Source organism: Vibrio sp. ZF57, from assembly GCF_001691235.1.
Classification (GTDB): domain Bacteria; phylum Pseudomonadota; class Gammaproteobacteria; order Enterobacterales; family Vibrionaceae; genus Vibrio; species Vibrio crassostreae_C.
Genome location: NZ_MAKD01000046.1, coordinates 1 through 12,078 on the forward strand (window position 1 = coordinate 1; position 12,078 = coordinate 12,078).

Sequence of the window (12,078 nt, forward strand, 5' to 3'; positions counted from 1 at the left end):
ATATCGAAGATCAGAACATTGCCATATTGGGTAAAGAAGAAGATGCGGTTGATAACCTAGCAACCGTGCTACTGCTTAACTACGTAGAGCATGGGGCCGACGCTGCTATCAGCGCTGCAGACATGTTCGCTTTCGAGTCAGAAGACCGCCCAGAGTATTACGACTTGGGGGAATACATCGACGAGCACAGTTTCGACCTGCAGCGTTACTTCTCCACGTTATGCTTGGTGTATGGCAGCGATCCCGATGCCTATAAGAACTTGCTCGATGAAGTGGAAAACGACTATTTGAAAGACAGAAAAGAGTTCTGCGTTGAGCACTTTGACGTGATCAATGAAAATTGGCATCAGTATTTAAAAAAGAGTGACGATGCTTAGATGCTTAAAGGTTAGTGTCGAGAACTAGGAAAACGGCTTTGGCATCAAATTCCAAAGCCGTCACTCGATAGATTGGCTTAAGTCTTACGTGTTAAGAGTTAAGAGTTAAGAGTTAAGAGCTTAAACCCTAGACGTTCACTTTGTACTTCAAATCTTGTGCTTCATCGCCCGTCATCCCTCGAAAACCCCAACAATGTGAAGGCTGCTCTTTAATGGTGATTTCAATATCAATCGGAGAGATAGAGAGCTGCTTTTCAATCTCAGAAAAGATCTTCTTGATTAGACGCTTTTTGGTGTTTACCGCTCGACCTTCCATCATGTTGATCTCAATGACGGTATAGGCTTCTGTTCTTCCTTCTGGGTAAAAGAAGTCATCCCGTTCCAATGGCACAAATCGATGTGCTCGCTTGTCATCGGGTAAACCCATTTCACTATTCAAGCACTGCTGCAACACATTAGAGAGCTGCAACTTAATTGGATTTAAGCACTCTTTGATACCATAAATAACAATCATGACCATTCCTTTGATGCGATGTTAGGTATAGAAGAACGTCAGATAGAAGCATCGTCTGGCAACTACCCATTCGCTTACTATTTGTTCATATATTACCTAATGACGCGTATGAGAAAAGGTAAAAACAATGAATTTATAAACAGGTGCAACAAAATATCTATCCCTTTGCGAACATAAGCCGAAGCGAATTGATCGAACACCACCCTCCCCGCGTATATCTTCTCGAATCACATCTGAACTAAGGAGTACTATGTGCCGAATTCACCTAGGAAGACCACGCGGACAGACGCCGAACCAGAAACACCCGTAGAGTCTTCTCTGGAGCTCGCTGTGTTTCCCCTCCCCATCTTCCTTTTACCGGGAGGCAGACAAAGACTGCGCATTTTTGAGCCAAAGTATCTCGCGATGGTCGCTCACGCAGCGCAGGGCGATGGTTTCATTATCGCCACTCAAGACAAATCTAACTCTGATCATCTCAGCTCTTGGGGAACAAAGGTGACCATCGTCGACTTCAATATGTCGGACGACCAGATATTAGAAATTGATGTCGAAGGCGAAAAGTTGGTGCAATTGCATGGGTCGTTTCGAGACGATGATGACCTGATTAAAAGTAAGTTCAGCTTGTTGCCTCACTGGCCTACAGATGAATATAAAGTGCCTAACGTGTTTACCGCTTTTTTGGTTCAGTTGTTTCGCGACCACGATTCGATAAGAACACTCTATCCCACTCCTGATTTTGAGAGCCCACAATGGATCTGTGCGCGATTGCTCGAAATGATGCCTATCCCACTGGAAAAGAAAACAGAATTTACTGAGCCAGCCAGTTTTCCGTCTCTAGTTCCTTTTTTGAATCAAATCATTACGGGGCAATAAGCACTTTTCTTCACTATAATTTTGTATAGTAGAAATTAATTTAAATTAAAGTGATCCCGACTTTCTCCTTTCACGTAGTGCCCATCAAATTCGCATGATGGTTAGTTACTATGCAAGTGGAAAGCAGAAGTTCAGGGAACGGCAAGGAGCATGTCATTATTCCCGATAACAAAGTACCTACAGACAACAAAGTACCGACAGAGCTCTCGAGCTGGCTGGTGTTGGTTGGTACAGACCGAGACAAGCAGGCGTTCACCTGTTTGTTCAAGTTCTTCGCTCCTAAGATCAAGCGTTTTGGTATCAGTAAGTTGGGTGGCGAAGCTGCTGCAAACGAGCTAGTTCAAGACACGATGACTAATGTTTGGAAGAAAGCACATCTCTACAATGTAGATAAAGGCGCTGCGACCACTTGGGTCTACACGGTAATGCGTAATGCAGCATTCGACATGTTGCGCAAAGTGAAAGCGAAAGCCGAACAAACGATAGCCGACGATATCTGGCCAATCGATGCGATGGTAGCCGAGTCTCAAAGCGAAGATTTGCCATTCGGTGACCATTTGATGAGCCGACACGTAATGACTCAAATAGAAAAGTTGCCTCTCGCTCAGAAAACCATCGTCAAAGGCGTTTACTTTCAAGAGCTCTCTCAAGAGCAACTCGCTCAGCAACTTGGCGTCCCACTTGGAACAGTGAAATCACGTCTGAGACTCGCTTTAGCCAAATTAAAAGTTCACATGGGGGAACAAGACCATGATTAAACATCACCCAAACGCGGCAATCTTGAAAGACTTCGTCGATGGCACGTTGGCTGATTCAGTTTCTTTGATTGTTTCTAGCCATGTAGAGCTGTGTGAACACTGCCAACAACAAGTCAAGCAGCTTACAGCTGTAGCAGCGAATAATGCTTTTGACGCAGAGCCAGTATTCTCAAATGAAGATCTAGACAGCTTCTCAATGGACGACATGGACTTTGATTTTGACGCGATAGAGCAAATCACAGCTGATACTTCTCAGTCTGTTGAAGTGACTCCAGAGGTTCAGAAAGTAACTGTTGCTGACACGACATTCACAATCCCTCGCGCTCTAAACTCAGTAGCGAGAAAGGACTGGATGAACCTAGGCAAAATTTCACGAGCAAGACTCGATTTTGCTGACGAAGCACACCACACCAGCTTGTTGCACATCGACAAAGATGGACAAGTGCCTTGCCACACCCACAAAGGCTTCGAGATCACGCTTCTTCTAGAGGGCAGTTTCGAAGACGAAATGGGCGTTTACAACAAAGGTGACTTCATCTGGTTGGATGGCAATCACACTCATCAACCGGCAACAAAAGAAGGTTGTGTCTGTTTAACCGTTTCAAGTGATGCGCTTTACTTCACAAAAGGTGTGAGCCAACTATTCAATCCACTTGGAAAATATATCTATTAACCCAGTTGCAGGCTATAAATATACAGGATGGCATAAAGCTATCCTGTATATCGTCAATACATCTGAATAAAAACAACTACGGTGTCAAAGTAAAAACACACCCAGCTCTGTAAATACGATTAGCAATGTTGAACTATAAGAAAAAGCTCAGAGCAAGAGCAAAGGAGTTGGCCAATGGAAAAGAAAATCAAAATCGGTATCAGTGCATGTGTTGCTGGACATAAAGTACGTTTCGACACAGGTCATAAACGCTCTCGTTTTTGTACAGACGACCTAGCAGACTACGTGGAATTGGAACCTGTTTGCCCAGAGATGGCTGTTGGTCTTCCAACCCCTCGTCCAACCATTCGTCAAACAAGAATGCTAGATGACATCATCCATGTTTCTCGCCCTGATGGCTCAGGTGATGTGACCAACGAACTGATCGAGTTCGGTCAAAACTACTCAAAGAAAAACCAACACATTGCTGGCTTTATTGTGTGTCAAAAAAGCCCAACCTGCGGCATGGAGCGCGTGAAGGTGTACCACCACCATGGTCGCGGCTCTGAATCGACAGGCATAGGCATGTTCACCCAACAAATTATGGACGGCAACCCGTTACTTCCCGTTGAAGAAAACGGCCGCCTTAACGATCCCATTTTGCGTGAAAACTTCATGACTCGAGTGTTCACTTACCAAAAATGGCTCGATCTTGTGGATGAAGGTGTGACCAAGCACAAACTGATTCAGTTCCACAGCGCCCACAAATATCTAGTCATGTGTCACCACGTTGAGGGTTACAAAAGCTTAGGCAAACTGCTAGCGGGTAATGATTTAGATATCGACGAACTAGCGGCTCAATACATCGAAGGCTTGATGACGGCGTTGTCTCATCACGCGAATCGAGGCAGTCACGCCAATACGCTGCATCATTTGCAGGGTTACTTTAAAAAACAACTGAGTAGCGCTCACAAGCAAGAGCTGACCAACCAGATCGCATCATTCAGAGAGGGCGTTGTTCCACTGCTAGTGCCACTGACACTGATCAATCACTACCTGATGGAATACCCGAACGAATACCTAGAATCACAGGTTTACCTAAACCCGCACCCTCAAGAACTTAAACTGAGATACGGATATTGAGCGACATACTATGGATACGACGAGACCTGCGGATTCACGATAACCCAGCGCTCGTCGCGGCAGTTGAAAACGGCGTAACGACCGCCGTTTTCATTTCAACGCCTCAAACGTGGCGGCAACACCACCTTGCGCCGATCAAAGCTGATTTCATCTATCGTCATCTAAAACAACTCGATTCCCAGCTCGCTGAATTCGGGATAACGTTGCTTCACCTGAAAGCTAGCGACTTTGACGACCAATCCAAACAGCTCATCGATTTGTGCCAGCAGCTTGATGCCAAGTGCGTCTACGCTAACTCTGAACCAGAGGTCGATGAACAAGCTCGCGATAAAAAGCTGATTTCAAGCGGCCTAAACCTGAAGATCAGCGATTGTGACGTTATGCTGCCACTCGGTAGCGTTCTCAACAAACAAGGCGAGATGTTCAAAGTCTTTACGCCCTTTAAGAACGCTTGGTTAAAAGAAGTTCAGGTGAAAGGCATCATCTGCAGTCCAGCTCCTGTCGAGTCAGCTGAACGTTCACAAACACAGCTTCCTGACGACTTACAAGCCTTAACCATCTCTGCTGACTATGATTTCGATTTTCCGCGTGTTGATTCGAGTCGCTGGCCATTAAGCCAAGATGTATTGGGCAATGTGATTCCCAATTTCTTAGGCAATAAAGTCAACGACTACGCACGTCTGAGAGATATTCCCTCAGTTAAAGGAACATCGGGGCTATCACCTTATTTAGCGATTGGCGCCGTGAGCCCACGTTGGTTAGCGATTCAATTGATTCAGCAGCAACCCGATCTGTTATTTGATACGCAATTACCGGCCTTTTGTTGGCTCAATGAATTGATTTGGCGAGATTTTTATAAGCATTTGATGTTCCACCACCCTAAACTGGTCAAAGGTGCTAACTTTCAGCAAAAATACAATGGTTTAGATTGGTATCACGATCATCCTAGCTTCAAAGCTTGGTGCGAAGGAAAAACAGGATATCCATTGGTTGATGCCGCAATGCGTCAACTGGTTGAAACGGGCTGGATGCACAACAGACTAAGAATGGTGGTGGCAAGCTTCCTAACCAAGCACCTGCTTATTGACTGGCGTTGGGGCGAGCGTTTCTTTATGTCGCACCTTATCGACGGAGACTTTAGCGCCAACAATGGTGGCTGGCAGTGGGCTTCAAGTACTGGCTGTGATGCTCAACCTTACTTCCGAATTTTCAATCCAATCACTCAGAGTGAAAAGTTTGATCCAAAAGGAATTTTTATTCGTAAGTACATACCAGAGCTGCAAAATATCCCAGATAAGCATGTACATTTCCCACATGACTTTATCGCTAAAAACGGAATAGACAGCGAATACTGGCAACCCATCGTTGAGCATAAAGAAGCACGATTGAGAGCCTTAGCCTTCTTCAAATAATTAGAGTGAATATTATGGATAACTCTCTATGGCTTGATAACTTTCTCAACATGTATCGAGAACTCGGAACCGACAATTTCGACGTGCTTAAGACGGTTTATCACCCTGATATTGAATTCCAAGATCCGCTGCATCATGTCAGCGGTATTTCGGCGCTTACGCACTACTTCGAGAACCTCTACACCCAAGTAACCAGCTGTTACTTTCATATCGAACACACTTTCGAAGCGAACGACGAAGCTTCCGTTTACTGGACGATGCAGTTTGCTCACAAGCAATTAAATGGGCAAAAGCCAATCGAAGTACAAGGGCACAGCCACCTTAAGATGCTCGACGGTCAAGTGGTCTACCACAGAGACTATCTTGATGTCGGCTCTATGTTGTACGAACACATTCCAGTTCTGGGCTGCGCCATCAAATCCATCAAAAAGAGAGCGAGCCAATAATGCGTATTATGATCACAGGCGCGACCTCAGGTATCGGCCAATCACTCGCTATCGATTATGCTCAACAAGGGCATCAGGTGATTGCTTGTGGCCGTAACCCAGACAAGCTGCAAGCCTTGGTTGATTCTCACAAGACAGACATCGCGCATTCATCCATTACACCGCTCTGTTTCGATCTGACCGATTACCACAACTTCCCAGAACTCGACCAAGACAAGCCGCTCGATCTGCTGATTTTAAATGCGGGTGATTGTGAGTACATCGACGACCCAGTGAATTTTGATGCCGAGCTTTTTGAGCGCGTCATCAACATAAACCTAATTTCAATTGGCTACGCCCTTAAAGCTTGGTTAAAAAACATCAAGCCCGGCGGCCGTTTGGTTTTAGTCAGCTCCAGCGCCAGCTTTTTACCTTTGCCAAGAGCCGAGGCTTATGGCGCTTCAAAGGCAGCCCTCACCTACTTAGGCAGAACACTTTCGGTTGATCTGGCAACGCACAACATTCATGTATCAATTGTGCACCCTGGCTTCGTTGAAACGCCATTAACCGAGCGAAATACGTTCTCTATGCCTATGATTATTAGTAGTGAGGCCGCAACTCAGCGAATCGTAAATGGTATCGCTCAAGGAAAGAGTGAAATCGATTTCCCAAGACGATTCATCATGTTGATGAAGCTACTAAGAATGCTCCCAACTCCAGTTTGGCAAAAACTCGCTTCAAGGATGGTATAACAATGAAGAAAATCGCCATTATTGGTTCAGGTATCTCTGGACTCACTTGCGCGCATATATTAGATAAGCACCACGACGTAACAGTATTCGAAAAGAATGATTACGTTGGGGGGCACACCGCGACCGTTGATATTGAACATCAAGGCTCGGCGTTTTCGATAGATACAGGTTTCATCGTATTCAACGATCGAACCTACCCGAATTTCAATCAGCTTCTAGAACAACTCGATGTCGAAAGGCAACCGACTGAGATGAGCTTCAGCGTCCACAACACGACGACCAAGTTTGAATACAACGGCCACAGCATTAATTCGTTATTCGCGCAGAGGAGCAACATCTTCAAACCTCAGTTCTGGTCTTTAGTGTCTGACATTCTCAAGTTCAACAAGCTGTGTAAGGCTCAGTTTGAAAGCAATGAATTCACACCAGACGTTACCCTTGGCAGTTTCCTACGAGATAATCAATTTTCCGACTTTTTCAGTCAGCACTATATTCTACCGATGGGCGCCGCTATTTGGTCGACAAGCTTGGAAGAGATGGAAGAGTTTGAGCTCAAGTTCTTCATCCAGTTTTTCTACAACCACGGATTGCTCGATATCGCCAACCGTCCCCAGTGGTATGTGATTCCAAAGGGATCGCGTTCTTATGTTGAAATCATCCTTTCACGCCTAAGTAAGCCTGTTGCACTCAATACATCGATTAAACAAGTGACTCGCCAAGAAACGGGCATCACGATTGAATTTGAAGATGGCAGCACACAAGGTTTCGACGAAGTAATCTTTGCTTGCCACTCAGACCAAGCCTTACGCCTGCTTGGTGATGCGACAGAACAAGAGCAACAGGTACTGAGCGAGATCCCATACAGCCGCAATGAAGTGGTTCTGCACACCGATACTCGCTTACTCCCAGATAGAAAACTGGCTTGGGCAAGTTGGAACTACATGTTGGTTGGCGACAGTAAACGACCTGCTTGTGTCACGTACAACATGAACATTCTGCAAGGCATCGAAAGCCAAGACACCTTCTGTGTCACCTTGAATCAAAGCGAAGCCATCGACCCAGAAAAAATTATTCGCAGCTTTGTTTATCATCACCCGGTACTTAATTCGAACACGGTCGAAGCTCAGCACAAGCGTGAGCAAATCTGTGGCAAAAACCAGACGCACTTTGCTGGCGCTTATTGGTATAACGGCTTCCATGAAGACGGTGTCCACAGTGCACTCGATGTGACCAAACGCTTCGGTTTAGATTTGAGTACGAGTTCCGCGCTATGAACAGTCAAACCCTGACACCCGAGATGGGGATCGCATCCGAAAAGAGTGAAGAGCTCAGCGGTATCTATTGGGGTAACGTCAGACATCGCCGCTTTGGCGACATCACTCATGAGTTCAGCTATCAGCTGTATATGATGGGGTTAGATCTTGATGAGCTGCCCCAAACCACAGCGCGCAGTGCGCTGTTCGGAACTCGTTGGTACAACCCGATTCGCTTTGTCGAATCGGATTATCTCGCTGAAAAAAAAGAAAATGTCACCACGGATGAACCAAAATCACTTAAGCAACGTATAGCTTCCAAAGTGCAACAACTTGGTGGGGTTTGGTCTGATTCAAACCGTGTGACGATGCTGGCTCAGTGCCGCTGTTTAGGCATCTACTTCAGCCCAATCAACTGTTTCTTCTGTTATGACGAGACTGGAGATTGTAAGTACATGTTGGCTGAGGTGAGTAACACGCCTTGGCGAGAAAGACACTACTATCTCATCGACATGCACCAAGAATTGAAGGTAAAAAAAGAGTTTCACGTTTCGCCGTTCATGGATTTGAACATGACTTATTTTTGGAAGATTAAGCCACCAGCGAAACGCACGTTAGTTCACATCGAAAGCCGCCGAGACGACAAGCTTTTCGATGCGACACTAGCCCTGACGAAGCAGTCAGTAACCAAGACAAACATTAGACGAACGGTATTCAAGATTCCGGCGATGACGATAAAAGTCGTGATGGGAATTTATTATCAGGCTCTCAAATTATTCCTGAAAAAAGTACCGTTTGTGGCGCATCCAGACTCAACGTCTTAAGCGCACATGAAAGAACTCAATTGAAGCTTGGGTTCGCTCCAATCAAGGAGCAGAACTCAGCTTAGTTGGCACAAAATATTAGAATGAGTTATCAGCGAGGTTTACATGGAACAGCTTGCCAAACAAAACAACAATATTGAACAACAGGCTAAAGCCGTTGCTGTTTCAAGCAACTGTAAATATCGAGCTTTAATCTTCAAGGTGTTAGAAAGCCTGCAATTCGCGACGCTCGAGATCATTGAGCGCGACCAGCATTCGGTGTTCGGTGATCGAGAAGCAGACTTGAAAGGTCGAATCGTGATTCATGATGCGACCTTTTTTAGAGATGTGGTCATCAACGGCAGTATCGGCGCATCTGAAGCGTACATCGATGGTAAATGGACCAGCCCAAATCTAACGCGTGTGATTCAAATCATGGCTCGTAACCAAGCCCAATTGGATGAGCTTGATGACAAGACACAATGGGTTTCTCGCATCAAAAACCTATTGCTGCGTCGTAAGAATGCCAACACCGAGCAAGGCTCTAAGCGAAATATTCTCGCCCACTACGATATTGGCAACGAGCTGTATGAGCGCTTCTTAGATAGCTCGATGCAGTACTCTTCCGCAATCTACAGCGAAGACGCAGAAACCTTGTCGAAGGCTCAACAAAACAAAATGAAAACCATCTGTGAGCGACTAGAACTGTCTGAGAAAGATAGCGTGGTCGAGATAGGCACAGGGTGGGGCGGCTTAGCCATCTTCATGGCGCAACACTACGGTTGCCACGTCACCACTACCACTATCTCAGATGCCCAACATGCACTTGCTGAACAGAGAGTAAAAGCGCTTGGTTTAACCGACAAAATCACCCTGCTCAAAGAGGATTATCGCAATCTCACTGGTGAGTATGACAAGTTGGTTTCGATCGAGATGATAGAGGCGGTCGGACATGAGTATCTACAAACCTTCTTTGAAAAATGTTCCTCGCTACTTAAGCCCTCAGGCAAGATGCTGATTCAAGCAATTACTATTGCTGACAGCCGTTACGACAAATACCGCAAAGGTGTCGACTTTATTCAGAAGTACATCTTCCCCGGCGGTTGCCTACCTTCTGTTTCAGTGATGACCCAACACCTTGCGACCAGCACCGACCTTGTGGTTCAAGAAATTGATGACATTGGCCTGCACTACGCTCGAACGCTGAATGATTGGAACATCGCCTTTGAAAATAGTTGGGAAGAGCTAGAGTCTCTCGGCTATTCAGAAGAGTTTAAACGCTTATGGACCTTCTACTTCTGCTACTGTGAAGGCGCATTCAAAGAGCGCGTGATCAGCACTCACCATGTAGTCGCAAGAAAACCTCGTTACTTTGGAGCAAAAGATGAAGCGGTTTTGGATTATTAATCTCGTACTGTTTCAAGCGACCTGGGTTTGCAGCGCTTTCTTTACCGCGCAAGCCCCGTTCGTCACACCACTGATTGTAGTGGTTCACTTCCTTCTATCACCGACTCGCAGTAGCGATTTGAAGATACTCATTTTATTACCATTGGGGCTATTGCTTGATAGCCTCTTACTCCACTTCGGCGTGTTTGCCGTCGACTCTGAAATTGCGAATCAATCGTGGTTCCCGGTGTGGCTTGTCTGCCTGTGGATCATGTTCTTAATCAGTTTTAACCACAGCCTAAATTGGCTAAAAAAATGCTCGAAAGTGATCTTGTTTGTCATAGGGTTCGTAGCAGGTACTAGTAGTTATTGGGGAGGCATCAAAGCTGGTGCTCTTCTTACTACTTGGCCAGATGCATCGGTAGTTGCTGCCCTTGCAATAAGTTGGGGGATTTTGTTGCCCTTACTGGTGGCCGCCTACTCCAACTTAATACAACCTAAAATGGCAATAACGAGGTGACTTATGGCTTATCCACGCAACCCGACACAAACGTTCAAACCTGAGCGCGGTATTGTTCGCACTCATCAGCAAGCAAAAAACACACTTCTAAGCTTTATTACTCTCTCGTTAATCTTTGCTGCGCTGTTATTTGCCGGAAATGCTAAAGCCTCTGCTGTCGATGATCTGAACAAACGTGGTGAAGGTGAAATGAGTTACCTGTTTTGGACTCTCTACTCGGCAGAATTCTACGCGACTCCAACCAACTCTGAACGAGCCTTAAAGCTTGAGTATTACCGCTCTATCGATAGCAAAGACCTCGTAGACGCTACCGAAGATCAGTGGAACAAGCTTGGCTACTCTGACAGCAACATTCAACGTTGGTTGAAACCCTTGTACGCGATGTGGCCGAACGTGGAAGAAGGAAGCACACTCACGATTCGTGTCGCTGAAGATAACGTAAGTCGTTTTTATTTCGATGAACAACCGATCGGCACCATCCAAGACAAGCAATTTGGTGAAGCCTTTCTAGCGATTTGGTTGTCTGAAAACACCTCTGAACCCGGTCTTCGTAAACAACTTTTAGGTTTGAACAAATGAATCCAAAAACAACAATAATAAAATTTGCTCTGGCATTTTTTTCACTCACTTGGCTAGTGGGCTGTGGCTCTGCAAGTTTAGAAGACCATGTCGACACTACGCCAGAGCTCAAGCTTGAAACCTTTTTTAATGGCGAGCTAATGGCCTACGGCATGGTGCTAGACCGCTCTGGTAACTTACTGCGCCGCTTTGATGCCAAACTGATCGCGACTTGGGACGGTGACAACGGAAAAATAAAAGAGTGGTTCTCTTTTGCTGATGGCGAGCGCTCAACTCGCGTTTGGAATCTGATCAAAACGGGCGAAAACACCTATTCTGGGACTGCCAACGATGTCGTTGGAACCGCTTATGGTGAAACCCAAGGTTCTGCGCTGTATTGGAAATATGATCTAGAAATTGAAGTAGACGGCAGCACCTATGAAGTGGTGCTCGATGATTGGATGTTCTTAATGGACGATAAACGCTTGTTCAACAAGACTGAGATGTCTAAGTTTGGCTTTAAAGTCGGAGAGGTCATCTTATACATCGAGAAGATTTGATGTAACTGCCGTTTCTGATTCTTAGTTTTAAAACGATGACTACATCTACAGTACGTAACAAAACAGCCCACAACGAAAATTGTGGGCTGTTT

General features: G+C 45.6%; 15 protein-coding genes. 14 read left to right on the forward strand and 1 reads right to left on the reverse strand.

The window, feature by feature from the left end; genetic code table 11:
* A partial coding sequence (locus tag A6D97_RS05055; protein WP_240492693.1) for a DUF4344 domain-containing metallopeptidase occupies positions 1–377 on the forward strand: 377 nt, incomplete at its 5' end.
* A gap of 127 nt (positions 378–504) precedes the next feature.
* On the opposite strand, the gene A6D97_RS05060 is transcribed toward A6D97_RS05055, so the two are convergent.
* Positions 505–891 (reverse strand): tautomerase family protein, encoded by a 387-nt coding sequence (locus A6D97_RS05060; protein WP_017060969.1) that lies wholly within the window; start codon positions 889–891, stop codon positions 505–507.
* A 252-nt stretch (positions 892–1,143) separates the two neighbouring features.
* Between A6D97_RS05060 and A6D97_RS05065 the strand changes: the two genes are divergently transcribed.
* From A6D97_RS05065 to A6D97_RS05125, 13 genes are all read left to right on the forward strand, one after another.
* Positions 1,144–1,764 carry an LON peptidase substrate-binding domain-containing protein gene (locus A6D97_RS05065; protein WP_017065084.1) on the forward strand — a complete coding sequence of 207 codons (621 nt, stop codon included), beginning with the start codon at positions 1,144–1,146 and terminating at the stop codon, positions 1,762–1,764.
* A gap of 110 nt (positions 1,765–1,874) precedes the next feature.
* Positions 1,875–2,522, forward strand: coding sequence for a sigma-70 family RNA polymerase sigma factor (locus A6D97_RS05070; RefSeq protein WP_017060967.1), 648 nt, complete (start codon positions 1,875–1,877; stop codon positions 2,520–2,522).
* Complete coding sequence (locus A6D97_RS05075; RefSeq protein ID WP_017060966.1) at positions 2,515–3,195, forward strand: ChrR family anti-sigma-E factor; 681 nt, start codon at positions 2,515–2,517, stop codon at positions 3,193–3,195. The genes A6D97_RS05070 and A6D97_RS05075 overlap by 8 nt, the downstream gene beginning before the upstream one ends.
* Positions 3,196–3,369: 174 nt before the next feature.
* Positions 3,370–4,317, forward strand: a complete 948-nt coding sequence (locus tag A6D97_RS05080) for a DUF523 and DUF1722 domain-containing protein (protein WP_017060965.1) — start codon at positions 3,370–3,372, stop codon at positions 4,315–4,317.
* On the forward strand, positions 4,314–5,729 hold the full coding sequence (gene phrB, locus A6D97_RS05085; protein ID WP_065583940.1) for a deoxyribodipyrimidine photo-lyase: 1,416 nt from the start codon (positions 4,314–4,316) through the stop codon (positions 5,727–5,729). Before A6D97_RS05080 ends, phrB begins: the two co-directional genes overlap by 4 nt.
* 14 nt (positions 5,730–5,743) lie before the next feature.
* Positions 5,744–6,175: a nuclear transport factor 2 family protein gene (locus A6D97_RS05090; RefSeq protein ID WP_065583941.1), complete on the forward strand. Its 432-nt coding sequence runs from the start codon at positions 5,744–5,746 to the stop codon at positions 6,173–6,175.
* Positions 6,175–6,906, forward strand: a complete 732-nt coding sequence (locus A6D97_RS05095; protein WP_065583942.1) for an SDR family NAD(P)-dependent oxidoreductase — start codon at positions 6,175–6,177, stop codon at positions 6,904–6,906. The genes A6D97_RS05090 and A6D97_RS05095 overlap by 1 nt, the downstream gene beginning before the upstream one ends.
* 2 nt (positions 6,907–6,908) lie before the next feature.
* A complete protein-coding gene (locus tag A6D97_RS05100; protein ID WP_017067825.1) occupies positions 6,909–8,180 on the forward strand; it encodes an FAD-dependent oxidoreductase in 1,272 nt (423 codons plus the stop codon).
* Entirely contained in the window at positions 8,177–8,983 is an 807-nt protein-coding gene (locus A6D97_RS05105; protein ID WP_017061280.1) for a DUF1365 domain-containing protein, read from the forward strand. The genes A6D97_RS05100 and A6D97_RS05105 overlap by 4 nt, the downstream gene beginning before the upstream one ends.
* 105 nt (positions 8,984–9,088) lie before the next feature.
* Positions 9,089–10,369: a cyclopropane-fatty-acyl-phospholipid synthase family protein gene (locus tag A6D97_RS05110; protein ID WP_065583943.1), complete on the forward strand. Its 1,281-nt coding sequence runs from the start codon at positions 9,089–9,091 to the stop codon at positions 10,367–10,369.
* Entirely contained in the window at positions 10,347–10,868 is a 522-nt protein-coding gene (locus tag A6D97_RS05115) for a DUF2878 domain-containing protein (protein ID WP_065583944.1), read from the forward strand. Before A6D97_RS05110 ends, A6D97_RS05115 begins: the two co-directional genes overlap by 23 nt.
* A gap of 3 nt (positions 10,869–10,871) precedes the next feature.
* Positions 10,872–11,447 (forward strand): chalcone isomerase family protein, encoded by a 576-nt coding sequence (locus A6D97_RS05120; protein ID WP_065583945.1) that lies wholly within the window; start codon positions 10,872–10,874, stop codon positions 11,445–11,447.
* Entirely contained in the window at positions 11,444–11,986 is a 543-nt protein-coding gene (locus A6D97_RS05125) for a DUF3833 domain-containing protein (RefSeq protein ID WP_065583946.1), read from the forward strand. Before A6D97_RS05120 ends, A6D97_RS05125 begins: the two co-directional genes overlap by 4 nt.
* Positions 11,987–12,078: the final 92 nt, after the last annotated feature.